Origin of the sequence: Robbsia andropogonis, assembly GCF_034047095.1 — a bacterium.
In the GTDB taxonomy this organism is placed as follows: Bacteria; Pseudomonadota; Gammaproteobacteria; order Burkholderiales; family Burkholderiaceae; genus Robbsia; species Robbsia andropogonis.
The window spans coordinates 1,841,593-1,862,250 of the sequence record NZ_CP139170.1; the positions used below are offsets into that span (position 1 = coordinate 1,841,593).

At 60.1% G+C, this 20,658-nt stretch carries 17 protein-coding genes and 2 pseudogenes; 11 read left to right on the forward strand and 8 right to left on the reverse strand.

Going from position 1 to position 20,658, the window contains the following annotated elements:
- Positions 1–29: 29 nt before the first annotated feature.
- Complete coding sequence (hslO, locus tag SJQ66_RS21690) at positions 30–968, reverse strand: Hsp33 family molecular chaperone HslO (RefSeq protein ID WP_024902375.1); 939 nt, start codon at positions 966–968, stop codon at positions 30–32.
- Between the two features lie 27 nt (positions 969–995).
- On the reverse strand, positions 996–1,520 hold the full coding sequence (locus SJQ66_RS21695) for a gamma carbonic anhydrase family protein (RefSeq protein ID WP_253465295.1): 525 nt from the start codon (positions 1,518–1,520) through the stop codon (positions 996–998).
- Between the two features lie 330 nt (positions 1,521–1,850).
- Here SJQ66_RS21695 and SJQ66_RS21700 point away from each other — a divergent pair, with 330 nt between their 5' ends.
- The 8 genes from SJQ66_RS21700 to SJQ66_RS21735 all read left to right on the forward strand — a co-directional run bounded on the left by SJQ66_RS21700 (position 1,851) and on the right by SJQ66_RS21735 (position 8,627).
- Entirely contained in the window at positions 1,851–2,732 is an 882-nt protein-coding gene (locus SJQ66_RS21700; protein ID WP_024902377.1) for a ferritin-like domain-containing protein, read from the forward strand.
- Positions 2,733–2,736: 4 nt separating this feature from the next.
- Complete coding sequence (locus tag SJQ66_RS21705; RefSeq protein ID WP_024902378.1) at positions 2,737–3,582, forward strand: 3',5'-nucleoside bisphosphate phosphatase; 846 nt, start codon at positions 2,737–2,739, stop codon at positions 3,580–3,582.
- 12 nt (positions 3,583–3,594) lie between these two features.
- Positions 3,595–4,254, forward strand: a complete 660-nt coding sequence (locus SJQ66_RS21710) for an L-threonylcarbamoyladenylate synthase (RefSeq protein WP_320534531.1) — start codon at positions 3,595–3,597, stop codon at positions 4,252–4,254.
- 166 nt (positions 4,255–4,420) lie between these two features.
- Positions 4,421–5,083: a site-2 protease family protein gene (locus SJQ66_RS21715; RefSeq protein WP_024902380.1), complete on the forward strand. Its 663-nt coding sequence runs from the start codon at positions 4,421–4,423 to the stop codon at positions 5,081–5,083.
- Positions 5,084–5,207: 124 nt separating this feature from the next.
- Positions 5,208–6,146, forward strand: coding sequence for a 4-hydroxy-tetrahydrodipicolinate synthase (dapA, locus tag SJQ66_RS21720; RefSeq protein WP_024902381.1), 939 nt, complete (start codon positions 5,208–5,210; stop codon positions 6,144–6,146).
- Positions 6,147–6,168: 22 nt separating this feature from the next.
- Positions 6,169–7,308, forward strand: a complete 1,140-nt coding sequence (gene bamC / locus SJQ66_RS21725; protein WP_046153468.1) for an NlpB/DapX family lipoprotein — start codon at positions 6,169–6,171, stop codon at positions 7,306–7,308.
- Between the two features lie 67 nt (positions 7,309–7,375).
- The gene (locus SJQ66_RS21730) at positions 7,376–8,152 is read left to right on the forward strand and encodes an MBL fold metallo-hydrolase (RefSeq protein ID WP_024902383.1); all 777 of its coding nucleotides are present in this window, start codon (positions 7,376–7,378) and stop codon (positions 8,150–8,152) included.
- A 160-nt stretch (positions 8,153–8,312) separates the two neighbouring features.
- Positions 8,313–8,627, forward strand: a complete 315-nt coding sequence (locus SJQ66_RS21735) for a hypothetical protein (RefSeq protein WP_320534532.1) — start codon at positions 8,313–8,315, stop codon at positions 8,625–8,627.
- A 542-nt stretch (positions 8,628–9,169) separates the two neighbouring features.
- Here SJQ66_RS21735 and SJQ66_RS21740 read toward each other — a convergent pair.
- Positions 9,170–10,387: pseudogene (locus SJQ66_RS21740) on the reverse strand (cupin domain-containing protein); the annotation flags it as partial.
- Between the two features lie 185 nt (positions 10,388–10,572).
- Here SJQ66_RS21740 and SJQ66_RS21745 point away from each other — a divergent pair.
- Positions 10,573–11,121 carry an FKBP-type peptidyl-prolyl cis-trans isomerase gene (locus tag SJQ66_RS21745; RefSeq protein ID WP_024902386.1) on the forward strand — a complete coding sequence of 183 codons (549 nt, stop codon included), beginning with the start codon at positions 10,573–10,575 and terminating at the stop codon, positions 11,119–11,121.
- 7 nt (positions 11,122–11,128) lie between these two features.
- Here SJQ66_RS21745 and SJQ66_RS21750 read toward each other — a convergent pair whose 3' ends face one another.
- The 4 genes and pseudogenes from SJQ66_RS21750 to SJQ66_RS21765 form a co-directional block, all read right to left on the reverse strand.
- On the reverse strand, positions 11,129–13,018 hold the full coding sequence (locus tag SJQ66_RS21750; protein ID WP_320534534.1) for a hypothetical protein: 1,890 nt from the start codon (positions 13,016–13,018) through the stop codon (positions 11,129–11,131).
- A gap of 368 nt (positions 13,019–13,386) precedes the next feature.
- A pseudogene (gene mutS, locus SJQ66_RS21755) lies at positions 13,387–16,179 on the reverse strand (DNA mismatch repair protein MutS); the annotation flags it as partial.
- 293 nt (positions 16,180–16,472) lie between these two features.
- Positions 16,473–17,378 (reverse strand): bestrophin family protein, encoded by a 906-nt coding sequence (locus SJQ66_RS21760; protein WP_024902389.1) that lies wholly within the window; start codon positions 17,376–17,378, stop codon positions 16,473–16,475.
- A gap of 103 nt (positions 17,379–17,481) precedes the next feature.
- Positions 17,482–18,249, reverse strand: coding sequence for a carbonic anhydrase (locus SJQ66_RS21765; protein ID WP_320534535.1), 768 nt, complete (start codon positions 18,247–18,249; stop codon positions 17,482–17,484).
- A gap of 921 nt (positions 18,250–19,170) precedes the next feature.
- Between SJQ66_RS21765 and SJQ66_RS21770 the strand changes: the two genes are divergently transcribed.
- Positions 19,171–19,416, forward strand: coding sequence for a hypothetical protein (locus SJQ66_RS21770; protein ID WP_036008133.1), 246 nt, complete (start codon positions 19,171–19,173; stop codon positions 19,414–19,416).
- A 72-nt stretch (positions 19,417–19,488) separates the two neighbouring features.
- On the opposite strand, the gene SJQ66_RS21775 is transcribed toward SJQ66_RS21770, so the two are convergent.
- Positions 19,489–19,839, reverse strand: a complete 351-nt coding sequence (locus SJQ66_RS21775) for a transcriptional regulator (RefSeq protein ID WP_024902392.1) — start codon at positions 19,837–19,839, stop codon at positions 19,489–19,491.
- A gap of 341 nt (positions 19,840–20,180) precedes the next feature.
- Here SJQ66_RS21775 and SJQ66_RS21780 point away from each other — a divergent pair, with 341 nt between their 5' ends.
- Positions 20,181–20,462 carry a hypothetical protein gene (locus tag SJQ66_RS21780; protein ID WP_024902393.1) on the forward strand — a complete coding sequence of 94 codons (282 nt, stop codon included), beginning with the start codon at positions 20,181–20,183 and terminating at the stop codon, positions 20,460–20,462.
- The last annotated feature ends 196 nt before the right edge of the window (positions 20,463–20,658 follow it).

Below are 20,658 nucleotides of genomic sequence, written 5' to 3' on the forward strand. Positions count from 1 at the left end.
CCAGCGTCACGCCGGCGGTACAGCGCACATCAGTGGCGTTGTTCCGGCGCGGGCGACACGTCGCCAGGTATCGGGGCCGTGAATAATTGCACGGCATCGACGCGATCGAATACGTAGCGCTCATTGCAAAATTCGCAATGGACCTCGACTTCGCCGGTTTCGTCGAGGATATCGTCCACCTCGGCGCGTCCGAGCATGGTTAGCATCCCGCCGACTTTTTCGCGTGAACAACCGCAGGCGAAGCGCGTTGGCTGGCTGTCCGCATGCGCGCGCCGTTCTTCCCAGAACAGGCGATGCATCAGTGTGTCGCCCTCGGTCGACAGCATCTCATCCTGTTTCAGCGTGCCGGCGAGCGCGCAGACGCGGTCCCAGGTATCGCCATCGTCGCTGGCCAATGCATGCCCGCCGGTACCCGGCATCTTTTGCAACAGAACGCCTACCGCGCGTTCGCTGTCGGCAGCAAGCCAAAGCCGCGTATCCAGCTGTTCCGAGTGCTGCATGTAGTATTCGAGCGCGCCGCCGATGCTGGTGATCGGCCCATCGTCATCGGATAGCGGAACGATGCCTTGGTAGGGCTGCTGTCCCGGCAGTTTTTCGCGCGGGTCCAATGTGATCGCGCATCGTCCCTGCCCGTTGAGATTGACGAGTTCCGTCATGGTCGCGTTCTCTGGCAAAGACGTCACGTCGACTGCCAGTTTCGCGGTGGCGCGCATCGACAAATCCGAATTACATTGGACCACGAGCATTTTCACCGGGCCATCGCCGTGGATCTGCATGACGAGCGCGCCGTCGAATTTGAGGTTGGCCGATAGCAGGGCCGATGCCGCCATCATCTCGCCAAGCATCGCCCGCACTGGCGCTGGGTAGTCGCGGCGGTCGAGCACGTCGCGCCACGTCTTTTTCAATGAGACGTATTCGCCTCGAACGGGTCCCGCCTCGAACATGAAGCGTTCTAACTGATCATTCATTGCCGATTTACCTGCAGTGTTCAAACCTTACCCCACACGGGCCAGGTTTTCCTTGTAAAATGCACAGCGTGCGGCATAACTTCGCGCGCTGTCGCGTAGTTTCTCTATTTCCTCCGGGCGTAACGTCCTCACGACCTTGGCCGGTGATCCCAGCACCATGACACCTGGTCCGAAGCGCTTGCCTTCTGTGACCAACGCTCCGGCGCCGACCAGCGTATCCGGTCCGATTACCGCATCATTCAAAATGACGGATTGAATGCCGATCAACGCATTGTCCTCGATCGTGCAGCCATGCAACGTCACTTGATGCCCGATGGTCACACCGCGACCAATGCGCATCGGATGGCCCGCATCCACATGCAGCACCGATCCATCCTGGATATTGCTGCCTTCGCCCACTTCAATGACGTCGTTATCGCCGCGTAGCACCGCGCCCGGCCATACACTGACGCCGGGGCCCAGCGTCACCCGCCCGATCACGGTAGCGCCGGGCGCAACAAAAGCAGTTTCATCGATAATAGGGACATATTCCCCTAGGCGGTAAATCGTCACGTTGTCTCCTGGCCGCGTGGAAGCGCGTCGGGCAAAGGGATAGGGCGGGGCCATGCTTGGGCCGACACGCACCCACGGAGAAATGAGGCCGGATGCCCTATGAAATGGGGTCGCATCGCCGGGTATCAAGCGCCGACGCCGCGGTTATGAGACCACGGGCGCCGCGAATGACGTTCGCGTCGACTTTCTACAACCACCGCGCGGGATAGATAATGGCGGGTGGCGGACCGTGGGCGCGTATATCCGCTATTGTATCCGACTGTAACGGCAGTCCCGTTGACTACACGGCCCGGGTACTGGATGGGGGCGGTAAAAAAAGGAAGCAGTGAAATGAAGTCACGGCTGATGACGGCGCATGCGCTTTCGCGATTACGATGGGCGGCCCGGGACGCGCTGCTCGTGGAAGCGCCGAGAGAAAAAGCGGCAATGGCGCGAGCGTTGCAGGACGGCTTATCCACGGCCACCCCGGAAAGCGGCGCCAAGGCCGGCAACGACATGGCGACCGACAGTGGTGTGCATCCGCCGCCGGACGTGCCGGGCCGTCCCGTGCATCCGCGACTTGTCGATCCTCGCGATCTGGCGCGCAGGAATGTCGCCACGCTTGAGGGCCGTTGCGTGATGCTGCATGCAATTGCACATATCGAATTCAATGCGATCAACCTGGCGCTGGATGCGGTAGCGCGATTCGATGGCATGCCTCTTGATTTCTATCGGGACTGGATCAAGGTGGCCGCGGAGGAAGGCTATCACTTCACGTTGCTGGCGGACCATCTGGCGTACCTGGGCAGCGCCTATGGCGCATATCCCGCGCACGACGGCTTGTGGGAGATGGCCTTGCGGACGAAAGACGATGTGCTGGCGCGCATGGCGCTAGTGCCGCGCACGCTTGAAGCCCGCGGGCTGGATGCGGCGCCGCCGATACGCGCCAAACTGGCCGCGGCAGGCGATACGGTTGCTGCCGGCATCCTCGACATCATCTTGCGCGATGAGGTCGGCCACGTCGCCATCGGTAACCGCTGGTACCGTTGGCTGTGTACCCGTAGCGGAAGGGACCCCGTGGGTTACTACGCCGTGCTGGCCCGGGATTACCGGGCGCCGCGGCAACACGGTCCTTTCAATATCGCTGCGCGAAAGGCTGCGGGTTTCGACGACGCCGAAATCGCGGCACTGACACAGATGGCCGAGGCAGGCGGCGAGTCTGCGATAAAATGATGCAATGAATGCTTACTTCGTCAATGCCGATCTTCACTGCCACTCCACCGTTTCGGACGGCACGATGTCCCCGGAGGACGTCGCCGCGCTGGCTGCGAAAGGAGGCGTCACACTGTGGTCATTGACCGATCATGATGAAATTGGCGGCCAGGCCCGGGCCGCTGCCGCTGCCGAAGCGCATGGCATTCGCTATGTGAGCGGCGTGGAAATATCGGTGACATGGGCCAAGCGAACCCTCCACATCGTAGGCCTCAATGTGGACCCCGAGCATCCCACCTTGGCGCGCGGGCTGACGAGCATTCGCGGCGGACGCCAATCCCGTGCGCGTTTGATAGGCGACAAGCTTGCCGCAATGGGGATCGATGGCGCGTATGACGGCGCGTTACGGTATGTGTCGAATCCGGATTTGATTTCCCGTACACATTTCGCGCGCTTTTTGGTCGAGCGCGGGGTGGCGGCCAACACCGCGGATGTTTTCAGGCGCTTCTTGTCGGAGGGCCGCCCAGGCTACGTGGCGCATCGTTGGGCCTCCCTCGGCGACGCGATGGCATGGATTCAGGCGGCCGGCGGTACTGCAGTCATCGCCCACCCGGGACGGTATCAGTACACGGATCTGGAATTCGCCGCGCTGTTTGATGAATTTCGCCAACGTGGCGGCGATGCGATCGAGGTCATCACCGGCAGCCACACCCCCGATCAATATGTGGCGTATGCGCGGGTGGCTCGGCAATACGGCTTCCGGGCATCGCGCGGTTCGGACTTCCACGGCATGGATGATGGCCGCAACATGCCTGGGACCTTGCCACCGCTGCCGACGGATCTGGTGCCGGTGTGGAAAGATTGGATTTAAGGAGCGGTTTCGATGGCGCAGTATTTCCGTATGCATCCCGTGGACCCGCAGCCGCGACTGGTGCGCCAGGCGGTGGAAATCCTGAATAACGGCGGTGTTATCGCGCTACCCACCGATTCCAGTTATGCCCTGGCGTGCCATCTCGACGATCGGGCCGCCGTCGAGCGTATCCGACGTCTTCGCGGTCTGGACGAGCGGGCACTGCTATCCCTGTTGGTGCGGGACTTGTCCGAACTATCGAATTTCGCGATCGTCGATAATCAGCAATATCGCACCTTGAAGGCCGTGACGCCGGGACCCTATGCATTCATCCTCCAGGCAACGAAGGAAGTGCCGCGACGGCTCTCGCACCCATCGCGCAAGACTATCGGGTTGCGTGTCCCGGCGCACGCGTTGACGCTCGCGGTCCTGGAAACACTGGGGCAGCCGCTGATTGCCTCGACGTTGATTCTGCCACCGGACACGCAGCCGTTGAACGACCCGGAAGCCATTCGCGTCCGCCTCGAAAAGCAGATCGACCTCGTCATCGACGGTGGCGCGTGTGCGGCCCAACCGTCCACCGTGATCGATCTGACGGGGCCGGCCCCGATTCTGGTGCGCGTCGGACGCGGCGACCTCGCGCCGTTCGGGCTGTCCGAGGATGACGTGGTGGCCGATTCCGTGGTCCGCTAGATCCGGGCAAGGCGGACGCCATTAATACCATCCTATCGATCGCTAGCGGGCGTGCCTCGGTGGTTCCGAGGGCGTGTGCCGACGTCATGAGGCGGTCGATTCTTCCGCAAAAAATAGTCGGCGGTGGCGCGACGGGCCTCGCGTGTTGTTACAATAGCGGCCAAATATGGATACCCTCATTCAAACCATCGCGGTCTACGCGCTTCCCGTCCTGTTCGCGATCACGCTGCACGAGGCCGCCCATGGCTATGTCGCCTATCTTTTCGGGGATCGCACCGCCTATGTGCTAGGTCGCGTCAGCCTGAATCCGTCGCGACATATCGACCCCATCGGCACGATCGTGATGCCGCTGATCCTTTATTTCGTGACCAGCGGGGCGTTCCTGTTCGGTTTCGCTAAACCGGTGCCCGTGGCGTTCGGCCAGCTTCGCAATCCGCGCTGGCATGGCTTGCTGGTCACGCTGGCCGGACCGGGTTGCAATTTCGTGCAGGCGCTGATTTGGGCGATTACGTCGGTGCTGCTGCAGGTGTCGGGCGTCGTGGAACCCTTTTTCCTGCAGATGGCGCAGGCCGGGCTCATGGTGAATCTGGTGATGTGCGTTTTCAACCTGTTTCCGCTGCCGCCGCTCGATGGTGGTCGGATCCTGGTCGCACTGCTACCACCCAAGCAGGGTTACGCATTTTCCCGGATCGAGCCCTACGGGTTTTATATCGTGATGGCGCTGGTGCTCACCAGCCTGTTGCAACGTTACTGGTTATCACCGCTGATCGATGTTTTTTTTCAGGTGATCCGCTTCATGCTGCTTCCGTTGCTCGCCCTGGTTCGGTAAAAATCACCCGTAGGGCCGCTGTCAGGCCCGCTGCAACGTATTGAAACCTTTGCCGATAGGTGTGCGGGCCTGAATCCGTTACAATCGCGCATTACCGTTTCGAATCCTCGAATTTCAGAGTGCCATGACCCTTGCTTCCACCGTGCGCGGATCCGACAAAGACGGCGTCGCGCGACGTTCCATTCAGGGCAGCATCGTCGCGATTGTTACGCCGATGCGCGATGACGGCGCCCTCGACCTGCCGGCTTTTTGCGCGTTGCTCGATTGGCATGTAGCCGAAGGTACCGATGCCGTCGTCGTCGTCGGTACCAGTGGTGAATCGCCGACATTGCCGGTGGACGAACACCTGCTGATGATCGATGCCGCCGTCAAGCATCTGGACCGACGGATTCCGGTCATTGCCGGCGCCGGCGGAAATTCCACCAACGAAGCGATAGCCTTGACGCGCGAGGCGCAACGCCTTGGCGCGGACGCCACGTTGCAAGTGGTACCGTACTACAACAAGCCGACGCAGGAAGGGATATACCGGCATTTCAAGGCGATTGCGGAAGCCGTCGACCTGCCCTCCATCCTGTACAACGTTCCGGGTCGCACCGTTGCTGACATGAGCAACGAGACGACGATTCGTCTGGCAGCGGTGCCCGGCATCATTGGCATCAAGGACGCCACCGGCAATCTGGACCGCGCGGCGGGCCTTTTGCGCGATGCACCCGAAGGATTCTCCGTGTTTAGCGGCGACGACCTGACGGCGGTTGCGTTGATGTGGCTCGGCGGTCACGGCAATATCTCCGTTACCGCGAACGTCGCGCCGCGTGCCATGCATGACTTGTGCAAGGCAGCGATGGCCGGTGACATTGCAACATCCCGGGCGTTGCATTTGAAGTTGCTTGCGCTTCATCGCGCGCTGTTCGTCGAGGCAAATCCTATCCCGGTCAAGTGGGCGCTGCAGCAGTTGAACAAGATTGCCGGCGGCGTCCGCCTGCCGCTGACACCGTTCGACGCGCGCTTCCACGCCGATATGCGTACCGCCATGCGGGACGCTGGCCTGTTGTCGTCTATCTGAGAAGGACCGTATGGAATCGCGTATGAATTTGAAAGCGTATCGTCCTGCCATGGCGCTATTGGCGTTGTCGACGGTTGCGTCGTTGTCGGGGTGTGCCGGATTGAAGGACAAGCTGGCCGGGGATAAGGTCGATTATTCACATGCGACGTCGGTACCGGATCTGAAAGTACCGCCCGGTCTCGCGCAGCCGCAACTCGACTCGAAGTATGTCGCGCCGCCGGTGGCGGTGGCAAATCCCGGTCCGCAGATGAGCATTACGCAGGATGGCGCCAAGACGATAGGGCTTCCCACGCCACAAGACCCATTGGGCATGCATGTGGTCAAGGACAGCAATCAGCAATGGCTGATCGTAGATGGTCGCTCACCGGAAGAGTTGTGGCCAATCCTGAAGACGTTCTGGGCGGACAACGGTTTTGACATCGCACTCGATTCCCCGACAACCGGTGTGATGGAGACCGATTGGGCAGAGAATCGCGCCAAAATCCCGAACGACTGGTTCCGCCGCACGTTCGGCAAGCTGGTAGACGGCATTTATTCTTCCGGGACGCGTGACAAGTTCCGCACGCGGCTGGAGCGGACGGCGGACGGCGGGACCGCGGTATACATCACGCAGCGCGGCATGGTGGAAAAGGATGTGGGCACCGGCAACACCGCCACCACCACGCGTTGGGAAGACAGTCCGCGCAACCCGGAACTCGAGTTGGCTTTCATGGGCAGGCTGATGGAGCGTTTCGGCCTGACAAATGCGCAGACAAAACAGCTGATTGTCAGCGCACGTCCGGCGGATGCCCGCGTGGTAACGCTGGACACCACGAGCGGTGCGCCGATCCTGCGCGTCAATGAACCGGTTGATCGCGCGTGGTTGCGTGTTGGCCTGGCACTGGATCGAAGTGATTTCCTTGTCGACGAAAGCAATCAACAAACGGGGACGTTTATTGTTCGATATGCGAATCCGGTCAACGACAATGCTCGGACGTCCGGAATATTCGGCAAATTATTCAAGGGGCCTGCGACAAAGGGCAGTGGTGCACCGTTACACGTAACCGTCCGTGCAGATGCCGCGGGGAGTGCTCAAGTGATGGTGCTCGACGTCAACGGACGCCCGGATGGTTCGCGTGAAGCGCGTCGTCTGGTGACCTTGTTGAAAGCGCAATTGAGCTGATGCCGGTTGCGTTTGCGCGGCTACTTGTCGTCGGGGCGATCCATTCCGATCGCCGGCTGGTGGGCTGATGCGATTTTCCAGCCTGGGAAGTGGTAGCGAGGGCAACGCCCTCGTTGTGGAGCAGACGAGCGACACCACGACGACCCGCATCTTGCTTGATTGCGGCTTCTCTGCCAAGGAGATCTCCCGCCGTCTGGAGCGGGTAGGTCTGTGCGTCGAGGATCTCGATGCCATTCTTATCACCCATGAACATTCCGATCATATCGGCAGCGCGTTGACGTTGTGTCGCCGCTTCAGCATTCCGCTCTACACCAGTTGGGGTACGGCGCAAGCTATGGGTGCGGTCGGCGATGCGCGAATCGCATTGCATCTGCTGCAATGCAGTGTGCCGCTCGCATTGCGAGATTTTCAGATTCGCCCTTACACGGTGCCACACGATGCACGTGAACCGTTGCAATTCGTGTTTAGCGATGGCAGTAGGACCTTGGGTGTGCTGACGGATGCCGGATGCGGTACGTCGCACATTACGCAGTCGCTACAGGGTTGCGATGCGTTGGTACTGGAATGCAACCATGATCGTTCGATGCTGGCGAACAGCCGCTATCACGCTGCATTGAAAGCGCGAATCGGGGGCACGCTGGGGCACCTGGCGAACGATAGTGCGGCCGAAATTCTGGGTTCGCTCAATCACAGTCGCTTAAGACATCTGGTGGCCGCCCATCTAAGCAAGGAAAACAATCAGGCTGCGTTGGCGCGGACGGCAATAAACGCGGTCTGGGGCAGGGCGGACGAGGATGTCATCATCGCTACCCAGGATGAGGGTTTCGCGTGGCTGACGCTATAGGGCGTTGCGTCGACGTACGCCTTCGCCCCTTACATGTCATTGTCTGACATCGATCAATGATTGCGCATCCATTTGACATGTAAAAATGAAAAACCGGCTAAAAGCCGGTTTTTTGCATTTAACACATATTGCCCGTTCGTGCCATGAACGATCGGGCAATATGAATCACATGACTTACTGGCTCGCGCCCGAAGCTGCCATGGCTGCCGAAGCTGCCGTCGACGATGCTGCAGCTGCGCTCGAAGCGGCATCTGCTGCCGACGCTGCCGCGTCGCTCGCCGTTGCCGATGCGCTCGAAGCGGCGGCCGTTGCGCTCGATGCAGCGGCCGACGCCGACGCTGCCGCGTCGCTTGCCGCGCTCGCGTTGCTCGTGTCTTCCTTCTTGCCGCAAGCGCCCAGTGCCAATGCCAATGCCAGCGAACCAGCAACGATGAGAGTCTTGTTCATGATCACGTCCCTTTTATGGTTAAAGTAAGCTACTGCTAAACGTCCGTTCGTGTGTACTACTGCACGCGGCCCCGCATTCCGTGATGACAGAAAAGCGGTGGCGTCGTGCGTAATCCTTTACGACAGCACAACACAAAATTATATGCATTTTGCGCCGCACCGTCGACACAATGCAGGTAACTCAGCCGGTTTCTTCCGCTCAAAGCCTGCAACGTCGTATCGACGACGCTGCTGTGGCATACCACGCTGCCACGACTATCGATCGGATGCAACAGCCAACCGAATCCAGCCCGCAAGATACCACTCGTGCCACGCCGATACTATCGGAGAATCGTGAGAGAGTGTTACAAAATCGTCAGGCTGCAACCACCGCTGATCAGCCAGTTTCATCAGGCTGTCACGCAGCATTCGACGGGCTTTTTTGACGGTCAATCGTCGTATTACGATTGGCACGGATGCGGTCCGCCTTGTGATGTTCGACCGCAGTGCGACCCTCGCTTGTGACGACGTTTCGCGCGTTGAAGCCTCTCTTGATTCTCCGGCGCTTGCCAACATCTCCGACCAGTGATCCAAAGGCAATGTCTCACCATTCAGATATACGCCGTAATCGTCGTAAAGCATCCGTGAGCGCTTATCTAGATGCAAGCCCTGTGCCAGCAGCCGTTTGACAAACGTTTCACGGGACATGCGTCGGGTTGGCGCATCGAAGAACACGTTTGCCTTCGGCTCCGTCAAATACGTGCCGAGGAAGCGACCGACGGTTTTGCCGTCCCAGGTGACACGTGAAAGTACTTCCTGGGTATGGGCAATCAGTTGCGCCGGCAGGGCTGCGGGTTTTGAGACCGCTGGTTGATCCGGATCGCGATATAGGCGGTGGTCCGGTCGACCGGTGCTTGCCGGTTCAGTGCTCCGTGCATGCCCGCGCCGCGGGGTCTTGGCGACAGTTGTTGCCGGCTGTATCGGCGCGCGATCCGCTTGCGCTCGCGCATCGGCAATTTGTTCCGCGAGGGTGTGCAAAAATTGCACGGTGAGTTCCGTTTCGTCGGCGGCGCGGAAACCTATCGAGCAGGTGATGCTTTCGCCAATGGCGATGCCGTCGTGGGCAATATGCGGGGGCAAATACAGCATGTCGCCTGGATTCAACACCCATTCCTCATCGGGGACGAAATGGCGCAGGATCTTCATCGGTTGCGCGGGGTCGAGACGCAGGTCGGTCTGAGCGCTGATGCGCCAGCGACGCCGTCCTTCGGCCTGAAGCAAGAAGACGTCGTAGGAATCGAAGTGCGGGCCGACGCCGCCGCCATCCACCGCATAGCTGATCATGAGGTCATCGAGGCGCGCATCCGGAATAAATCGGAATCGCTGTAACAATGCCGCCGCGTCGTCATCGAAGAGATCGACGCCCTGGACCAGCAGGGACCAGTCCTTGTCGCCGAGTCGGCGCGGCACAGCAGAGCGGTCGGCAGGGCCGCGTCGATGCGAGGCCGTGGTATGTTTCGCGAAGTTGCCTTGCCAGTCACCGTTTTCCGTGACGGGGTTGGGGTCGCGCGGATCATGTTCGAATGGTCCCGGGGTCAAATGCCAGCGTCCGCGACGGCGTTCGACCAGCCGAGATTCGACATCGTGATCCTGCGCCAGATCGAACAGGTCATCTGGGTGAAACTGGCCGGCGATCTCGGGAACCGCCTGGCGGATCAGCAGTGGCTTGCGCTGCCAGTATTCGCGCATGAACGTGATGGGACTCAAACCGCCGAGCAAGGCAAGGGGATGTCGGAGAGACTTACGCATGATGTCTGGAAGGCTGGTCGCGGTAGAGGACTGGCCACGTTGTCGTGGGTGGCACGGGGTGGGGCAGCCGCGGTGCGAGACACTCGATTGTCGCGTGCGGCGCATGTTTTGTTGCGACGCGGGGAACGCGAACGCGAGAAAGCCGGTCGGGCATCGTATAATGGGGGCGAAAATCGGAGAACCGAATGAAAATCGCGAAGAACACCGTCGTCGCGCTGAAATACACGCTGTCTGACGCGCAAGGCAATCTGATCGAAGAAAGTGATGAGCCACTCGTGTATCTGCACGGCGGCTATGATGGCACGTTCCCCAAGATCGAGGAAGCGCTGGACGGGCAGGAGAATGGTTTCGAGACGCAGATCCAGCTCGAGCCCAGCGACGCGTTTGGCGATTACGATCCGGAGCTGGTGAAGGTGGAAGCCCGTACCCGTTTTCCGGAACCGTTGGAAGTCGGCATGCAGTTTGAGGGCGCACCCGATGAAGCGGATGAAGCTAGTGAAACCCTCATCTATACCGTCACTGATCTGGCGGAAGACAAGGTTGTGCTTGACGGGAATCACCCTCTGGCCGGCATGGCACTACGGTTTGCCCTGACGGTGACGGAAGTCCGCGAGGCGACCGAAGACGAAATCGAGCACGAGCATGCGCATGGCATCGATGGTCTTGAGGTCGTTGACGAGGATGAGGACGACGAGGACGACAGCACGCCGCCCCCCAAGCCGACGCTGCACTAGTCGGGGGTTATCGGGCAGGGGGAAGGGGTAGCATTTCTGGCCTTGTAATACCGTTCAACGCTGATGTCCCGCTGTGGTCGGCATCATCGCCCAAACCAGTTTCAACCGGGTCCGCCGGCTCTTCCGGTTCGCCCGGTAGTAGCGAATCGTCCAGCCCGCCGGTATTTACGGCGGGAGTGTCTTGCGTTGGCGCATGATGAGTGGCTATGCCTGACGCAGTCGAAAGCACGTCGTAATCCGACGTGCTTTTTGCATTGGATGCAGGACCGCTTTGATACGGGCCTGGCCTGGCGGTGGGAATGCCTTGCGCCTCGTGTTCGCGGGATGTGCCGGCCGGATTCAGGCGGAACGCGTTGCCGGGCCAGGGCGGTAATCCCATGCCATTGGCGGGCGCTCCGGCAGGCTGCATCGGGCTGGCGGGGCGCGTCGTCGATGGCGCGCTCGACGGTGTATCCGGCGACGCGTTCGATGGTGCTGGCGGAGGCGGCGCGGTGCGAGATGCCGTCTCGAAAGCGGCATCGTCGATCCGCTCTACTCGGATGTGAAATCCTGACCCTTCTTCGCTCTTGCGCCCGTGCGCCGAGCCGTGGACCGTGCGTGCCGGCCGCGTGGTCGTTCGGTTTTCCGTTGCGGTGGGCAACGTAACACGTAGCCATTGCCGGGACCCACGGGGATTGTCCACCATCACCTGTTGCACATCATGCAGGACGGGACCGTCAGGTACGCGAGTCAGTGTCTCCAAGGCAACCACCGGCGGCAGCGTGTTATCGAGTACGCGTACACCGCGCTTCTCATTGCGTGCTTCGTCGCGTTTTTCTTGTTTCGCCGTTTGCGCACTTCTGCCATGGGTTGAATCGCTTGCGCGAGGGCTTTTACGCGATGCCTTCGCGCGTTGCGTGTCACGTCCATGGATGATCAGGACGGGACCATTAAAGCGCGCCACGGCCTGCAGCAGGTCGCGACGCAAGGACGCATAGCCATCCCGTTCGTGCGGACGGCGAAACCACCAATCGAACGGGGCGGCCCAGTGGGTGCCCGCGGCATCGCGTTCATTCGCGCGCGCGCCCGTGGCGTTGGAGGCAAACCCGGGATCGCCGGCGAACAGGAACACGAGGCCGCGGGCATGGCGCCGCTCCGCATCGGTGACGGCGTGATCGATCCAGTTTCGATTGGCCACTTCGCGATCTTCATATTCGCCGTTGCGTCCGCCTCCGTCGAGAAAATGATTATTGCCGCCTGGCACGTTAAGCGTGGCGAAGACCACACCGTCATCGATCCATCGCATGTTCTCGCGATAGGGAATGAAAGCCGGCAGTTCCGACTGCCGGATGACGCGCATCGCCGGGGTGCCAAGCGATTGGTTGCCGGATAGGAAGGCATCACGGACCGCGTCGAGTCGTTCGACGGGATCGAATCCGCCGGCGCCAGGGCGGGCGCAGTCGACCCAGTCGCGCATGCCTGGCACGAATACCACCGGCGCGGGAACGGCATCGAGCAACGCCCGTCGTCGCGCAAACAGGGCGTCGCTACATGATTCGTCGGCGCCTCGAATGTTGCCGAGATCGACGATGAAATGGACACCTGCGGCATGGGCGATCGATTGCAGCGTGATTTGCGTGTCTCGTTCATCATCCGTCGACGATGGCATGTTGGCGAGGACCGCAAACGACGTGCTGTCGTCTGGTGCCACGGCCGATGCGTGCGATGCACCTGATGTGGCTGTCCGACTGGCTATGGCCATTGACGCGGTGCGTGGCGCAGAGGCCGCGAACACGGTCGTCACCACGGCGTTTGTCTGCGCCGTCGCGCCACTCAGGGCGAGAAGGACGATAAGCCGTGCGGTCCATGGCCCGTGGGCCATTGATGGGGCGGGTGGGCGCACGGTTGGCCAGATCACGGTGTGATCGGGTTTCCCTGTGCTCGCGGCAGCGAGGCGCCTTTCGGTCCAGGAGCTGGATTGGCGGCTGTATCGGCTTCACTGTCGTAGAGCGCGCGCAACTCATACAAGAGATCGAGTGCTTCCTTGGGGCGGAGATCATCCGGTTGCATCGCGGCCAGTCGCGCCAGTAATGCGGCGTGTCGTGCCGGTTGCCTTGCATGCTGATCCGGGTCGTCGCCATGATCGTCAGACGCCTTCGACGCAGCACGCCCTTGCGGCATGCCGGGAACGCGTGTTTGAGGCGCATGGCGATTGCCGTTTCCGGATTGTGCGGGATAAGCCGCGCCAGGCTCCGCCGCTTCCCACTCGACGCGATCCCATTCCGCTTCTTCCGCTTCCTCTATTGGACGCGCCGCGAAGAGGTCGAGTTGCGGCACGACCTGGCGCGTATTGCCCGCGGATTGCCGTTCGAGTTCACTCAGGCGCTTGCGTGCGGCACGAATCACCGCAGGCGGGACGCCCGCCAGTTGCGCGACCTGCAAGCCATAGCTCTGACTTGCGGGACCTTCCGAGACGGTATGAAGAAAGACAATGCCCTTGTCGTGCTCGACTGCGCTCAAATGCACGTTGGCTGCTTGCGCGAACTGTTCCGGCAACTGCGTCAGTTCGAAATAATGCGTGGCAAACAGGGTGAAACAGCGATTGTGCGAGAGCAGGTGCCGGGCGATCGACCATGCCAGCGCGAGTCCGTCGAATGTCGACGTTCCACGGCCAATTTCGTCCATCAGGACCAGGCTATGTTCGCTTGCGTTGTTCAGTATGGCGGCTGCCTCGGTCATCTCGACCATGAAGGTCGAACGTCCACCAGCAAGGTCATCGGATGCGCCGATCCGGGTGAAGACGCGATCTACCGGGCCGAGCGTCGCGCGATCCGCGGGTACGAAGCTACCAACATAGGCGAGCAGCACGATGAGCGCTGTTTGCCGCATGAACGTGGATTTACCGCCCATGTTCGGGCCGGTCACCAGCAGCATGCGCCGTTGATCTGAGAGCAGGCAATCGTTGGCGATGAATTGCTCGATCTGCGCCTCGACAACGGGGTGCCGCCCAGCAACGATGTGGATGCCCGGCGCGTCGACCAGCGACGGCGCCTGCCAACCCAATGTGCGCGCGCGTTCCGCAAACGTCGCAATCACGTCCAGGTGCGCCAGCGCATCAGCCACGCGCTGGCATGCCGGGATATGCGCGAGCAGGGCCGAGAGCAGCCTGTCATACAGCAACTTTTCGCGCGACAACGCGCGTTCCTGTGCCGACAACGCTTTGTCTTCGAATGTCTTGAGTTCAGGCGTGATATAACGCTCGGCATTTTTCATCGTCTGACGTCGACGATAATCGTCCGGTACCTTGTCCGTCTGTCCGCGCGTGACTTCGATATAAAAGCCGTGGACGCGGTTGTACTCGACGCGAAGGTTCGCGATCCCGGTACGGGCGCGCTCTCGCGTTTCGAGATCGATCAGGAATTGCGAGCAGTTTTCCGAGATGTCTCGCAGTTCATCGAGCTGTGCATCATAACCGCGCGCGATGACGCCACCGTCGCGAACCATGGCTGCCGGCTCGTCGGCCACGGCATCGCGCAGCAGGGCGATGGTTTCCAGCGGCGGTGCAAGCGCGCGCAGCAACGCGGCAAGCAAGGGGCGATCGAGCTTGTCTTCAGCACCGTTGCCTTCCTCATCGGCGCGACGCGATTGTGTATCGCAGTCGATATGACCGGCGACATCCGTCGTTCCCTGGTTGTCGGCATCGAATGCGTCATCGCCATCGGTGCCTGCAAGGGACGTCGTCGTGCCCGTGTGATCTTGCTGCTCGCCGCGTGCCGCCGACCAGTGTTCCGGTGCGACAAAGCCTCGCAGCACGTCTTGCAATACCGGCAGTGCGGCGAGCGTCTCACGCAAACTGGATAAGTCGCGCGGCCGAGCGCTTTGCAGTGCGATGCGTGCGGTAATACGCTCGACATCGGCGATGCGCGCCAGCGTCTGCCGGATCGTGCCGAAAGCGGCGTGCTCGCCGATGTGCGGATCCGGGGTGGCGCCGATGCGTTGCGGATCGAGAAACGCCTGTACCGCGTCGTGGCGGAATCGCGCGATTCGCTGGTCGCGCGGCGCATGATGCAGCCAATGGCGCAACAGGCGGCTGCCCATCGATGAACCGCAGGTGTCGAGTAGTGACATCAGGGTCGGCGAATCGGTGCCGCGTAGTGTCTCGGTCAATTCGAGATTGCGCCGGGTGGCCGGGTCCAGACCGATGAATTCGGCGTCATGCTCGACCTTCAGGGTTTGGATGTGCGTCAGGTCTCGGCCTTGCGTCGCATTGGCATAGATCAGCAATGCGCCGGCGGCGCCGGCGGCCGCTTGCATGCGCTGTGCATTGAAGGCGTCCAGCGAAACGACTCCCAATTGCTGGCAGAGCCGTTCCTGCCCGTTTCGGGCCTCGAAATGCCAGGCCGGTACGCGGGTAACCTTGCCGGCACTGCTCGTCCCCCCGGTTGTACCGCTGTTGTTCGCGACGATGGCGGCCCATTCGGGCGGCAAATCGGCGTCCGCGACCAATGTTTCGGCGGGCCGTACCCGTTCCAGCAGCGCGCCTAATGCCGAGGGCGCCACTTCGCTCAAGCGCAAGGCACCGCTCGCCAGATTGAGCCAGGCAATGCCCACGACCGCGCTCTGGCCGCGTTTGGGGCTGATGAACGACAACGCCATCAAATAGGCATCGCGCTTGTCCGCGAGGAGTGCGGCATCGGTCAACGTACCGGGGGTGACCACACGGACTACTTTCCGCTCGACCGGCCCCTTGGATGTCGCCGGGTCGCCGATCTGCTCGCAAATCGCGACCGATTCACCAAGTTTGACCAGCTTGGCCAGATATTGCTCTACGGCGTGGTGCGGCACGCCGGCCATCTTGATCGGTTCGCCGTTCGAATTGCCGCGTTGCGTCAGGGTAAGATCGAGCAGACGCGCCGCCTTGACCGCGTCTTCGTAAAACAACTCGTAGAAGTCGCCCATCCGATAGAAGAGCAAGGTCTCCGGGTAGCCCTGTTTCAGCGTCCAATATTGACGCATCATCGGCGTGTGGCCAGCGAGGGTGTCCGCGCAACCGCCTTGATCTGTCACGTTTTTTGCCATGAAGCCTTTATACGTCTGTCGTCTGCGGGCGGGGAATCAATTATCACCCGCCACGAATCTCGACATGGTACATCAGCAGCAGACTATGCCGAACGATCGAAGGCAATGCTGGCCAGAAGGCTGGTCATCGGTCCAAGGATGCGCGGCCCGCGTCCCTCTGCAGGCTTTCTCATTCGCATGCGTGCACTATCAAGCGCCAGCAGCAATGCCGCCTGGTGCCCGTGCATGACAGGAAGCACAATAAGGTGCTGCACGCTATTGAAAAAAGCATGCACCGCGCCACGGCAGCCATGTCACCACAGCACGCCCTTGACTGATTTCGCCGGCGACGGTGCACGATCGCCGATGGATTCAAGCAGGTCGATCTGAATAGTGCGGCAGATCGATGCCATGGGCACGTCGTGCACGTTATTGCTGAACGGGTCCTGTAAATCGTGTCCCATTTTCTCCATCGTCATCAGCATGAAGCCAACGAGTGTGGAAGCCAGCGGCGTATAGATCCCCAGGCTGTCCACCAGCCCCAATGGCATGATCACGCAGAATGCCGAGACGAAAAGCTTTGGGTACTGAGCATATTGCTTCGGAAGGGGCGTGTTGCAGATCCGTTCGAGACCCCCTTGCGCGTTCGACAGATCCACCATTGTCGATTCCAGGCGCACGCGGTCGAATCGATTCATCCAACCGGCACGCCATGCCTCGGAGACATCCTGGCCGTGACGCGTCAGGATCGCGTTGGGCACATTGGTATGGGCGGTCAGGTGACGTTGCTCTTCGATATCCAGGCCGTCGATATTCGCTAGCATGTCCGGGGACCGCTTCTTCAGCAAGTGCAGTCGCAATGCGCTGGCATAGGCGATTTGCCGTATGACGAGTGTGCGCCTTAGTTCTCGGCTTTCCGGTGTATCGGCGATCAAGGTGAGCGCTTCTCGCGCAAAGCTGCGCGAGGAATTGACAACGGCGCCCCATAAGGTGCGGGCTTCCCACCACCTTGCATAGGCGGCGTTGTTGCGCAGGCTCAGGAACAGCACCAGCGCCGAGCCGAACAAGGTCACCGGTAACGCGGGCAGGCGCACGCCGATATCGTCGGCATAGAGCGTGTACATTATCACGACGAACACGTCCCATATGAACAGCGATGCCAATTGCCACCCGACATATTGAAGCAGCGAGGGCAACCGGGAATTTTGCAAGATCACCATGATCGATTCCTGCTTGGTAAGCATTGTGCGGCCCCTGGCATGGCGCCCGCGCAAGGTCGGGCGGCGGCGTGCATGCCAAGTCGCCTCGGATCAGCGCGGGCGTTCAGCTCGCCGTCTCGATTGCCGCCACATCGGATGTGCTGCCGCGTATATCGCTATGCCAGACGCCGTTGTGGTCACGGACCGCGACGCGGGGGCCTCCGATATTGAAGACCCACCCATGTATCTGCAACGAGCCATCCGCAAGCCGCGCCGCAACCGACGGATGGGTGCGCAAATGCGTTAACTGTGTCGACACGTTCTCAAAGGCAAGGGCATCATGGTCGGTGATGGCTTCCTCGCCGTGCGTTGCCATCAAAACGGAGCGCGCCGACTCCGCATTGCGCAGCCAGGCACGAACGGTCGGCATTGACTCATTCAATAAATGCGGACCGGCGCTCAATGCCTTCATTGCGCCACAGTTCGTGTGACCGCATACGACGATGTGCTTTACTTTCAGCGCCAGTACCGCATATTCGATCACGGCTGATACACCCCCTAACATCTCACCGTACGCCGGCACGATGTTGCCGATGTTGCGACAGACGAATATTTCGCCGGGGCGGGCACCGGTGATCAGCTCCGGGGCCACGCGACTATCGGCACAAGTGATAAATAAGGTATGTGGCGCCTGACCTTCCGACAATGCTTCGAATTCCGCGCGTTGCGAAAGAAAGGTGTCGTTCTGAAAACGCGCGACCCCGTCAAGCAAGGACTCGATGGTATGGTCCGCGCCGCAGTGACAGGCACCGTTCGTGGTGTGCACCGGCGCGGCTGCCGTCCTTGAAGACGCCTGGCCGCCGCTTGATGTATCTGTTTCAGCAGAAGACATCAGGGCTGAAAATCTCGGTTTACCAATATGTAATGTTTTCACGTTCGCTCCTTCGACAAATGATTGAGTGGGGGGCGAGTTGATGCCATCCATTGCCATGCCGTTTGCATGAAGGCATCACGGCGCTGTCGCAAATTCTCGCAAGAGAGGCGTCGATTGCGTGCCGCATGCGAACTGCGCTGTGGCGACGTCTCAACGATGTCTCAGTGAGTCTCAATATTAACCGCGCTTCAAAAAAACTGTCAGCCATTCGTAAGAAATCTACCAAGGGTTCCTTGACAGAGATATGAGATTGGGTCGCGATCGCCTCTTGTTTCCGTAAGGTGTGCTTTTTATAAGACCAATCCGGCGCACATGCGAATTGACATACAGAATTCACAGTGGTTACGTCGTTGCTGCCACCCTCGTACCAAGCATGCAGCGATCTCGTCGTTCGGCCTCTGCCTTGGGAGCACGCGGCATCCTGGAATCGGACGCGTTCCACGTGGGGCCGCGCATTACGCGATACGAAGCATGCTGACCTGCTAGTGCGGCCGGGCACGGAAATCGCTGTAACACCGTTGATGCCGCGGAGTTTGTTTCTTACCGGTGATCCTGTGCACGTGGCGGTTGCCCGTTGCCAGGGATGCCCTTTGTTGCACGCATGCCTTCGCCTCGGTTTCGATGCTCTTCCAACGCATCTCATTCTAGCGTTAGTTGATCTGGCGTGCTTCTAAAAAGAGGCGATAACGGTGCGATCATGCTCGAAATATTACGTAAATCTCAGTGATATGACGGCATCGTATTTTTTTGTTGAACGGGGTTCGAGGTGGGATGACGTAGCGCGCGACGTGCACTGCGTTCGTGGTGATGACGAACAAAGCATTCGGTGTCACGCCGAATAATCAGAGGTGCAACGAGACATGGAGAAGGAAACGCATCATGCGAGAAATACCTGTTCCCGCCGATCAGCAGCAACACTTTGCCGAACACTGTCATAAGGATGGTTTGCACCCCGATGGTTTCGACGTACGTGCCTACAGTGAAGACGAACGCGCGGAAAGTCTCGAAATGGCAGTGTGGATCAATTCGCGAGAATATAAGTACGCGACGCCATTGCGCCAGTACGAATGGATTCCCCGCTTTTTCGCCGACCTGAATCGCGATACACGAAAATGGGATGGCTGATATGCCCGAACGGCACGGGCCTATCGACGCCCGACGGATTGCGCCCACGGATGCCCGACAGGCGCATGGGTGTCAGGCTTGCTTTCCGACAGCCTGGACCAGGCATTGGGACAAGGAGTCGAGGTGTTGCATCGCCGCCGGTGTCAGCGAGAGTTGCTTGCGGCGAGTGTCTTCCGTATCAAGCAACATGATCCAGCCTTTCGCGCGCATCGACTTCAACCGACGATGCAGCATCGTCGGTGAGCCGAACTCGCTCAATGCGATCATGTCGCGTACGGACAGGCGCTCTCGGGCATCCTGGCGACGCGCAATCAATTGCAGGATGCGCTCCTCCAGCGGATCGAGGGCTGGCAAGGACGGCAGTCCCTTGATGGCTTCCGCGAGGCGAAGGAAGCGTAAGTAGATGTCGGCGGGGCGGCTCAACGTCGTAATCTATAAAAACGTGAAAAGAAGTGTTACGGTATGTAACTTTTGAGATTGGCGTTGAACGTGCGCCGTGAGGTTTGCGTTCGTTACCAAACATGCTGGCACTACATTGACCGCAAGGGTCTCGCCGAGCCCTGAGATTCTACAACGACGAACAGCAATCGTCGCGTGTTCATGACGTCGATTTTTGCCTGGGCCGTGCTCGATCTCGCGCGGTACGGTCTAAATGTTCTGACATTTGCGCCCCTTTTTCTTGCTTCTCGACAGCGAGCGATTAGCACTCTCTGCTGTACACGGCTTCTCGTGGCTTTGACGTTCGGGACGGTTGGCCTGGTCGGATGATGGCCAGAAACCGGAGAGTCTTCGCGACGCGTCACACCCGTGCACATCCGTGCTGGGTGTTCTTCCTTGGCGTCGTTCCCGATAAGACATTGCCCAGCGCACGCCGTCTGGCGGCCATCGGCGTACGGCGGGACCACTTCCTGATGGGCCTTGCGCGATATGGCTTCATCCGCCTTATCGCCGTCAATGCGGCACTCGGCTCCTTGCCTCGCCCTCGTTTTGTATCTGCTCCGGCGATCTGGCCTATCTACCGACGCGGCTTGGTGACATGTCCGTAGGAGATCTCATCGCTCGCCTTGTGGTCGTCCATGCCATGAAAGCAATGTTGCATGGATGGCCCTTTCGAGGCGTACTGAATCCCTCGTTGCACGGGTGCGCAAGTGACGGGAGTGCACGTTAAAACAACAAAAAATAATTTTTCGTGACCTGTTTTTTTTATTTAGAGAAATGACAGGGTGCGTCGAAATGACGCAG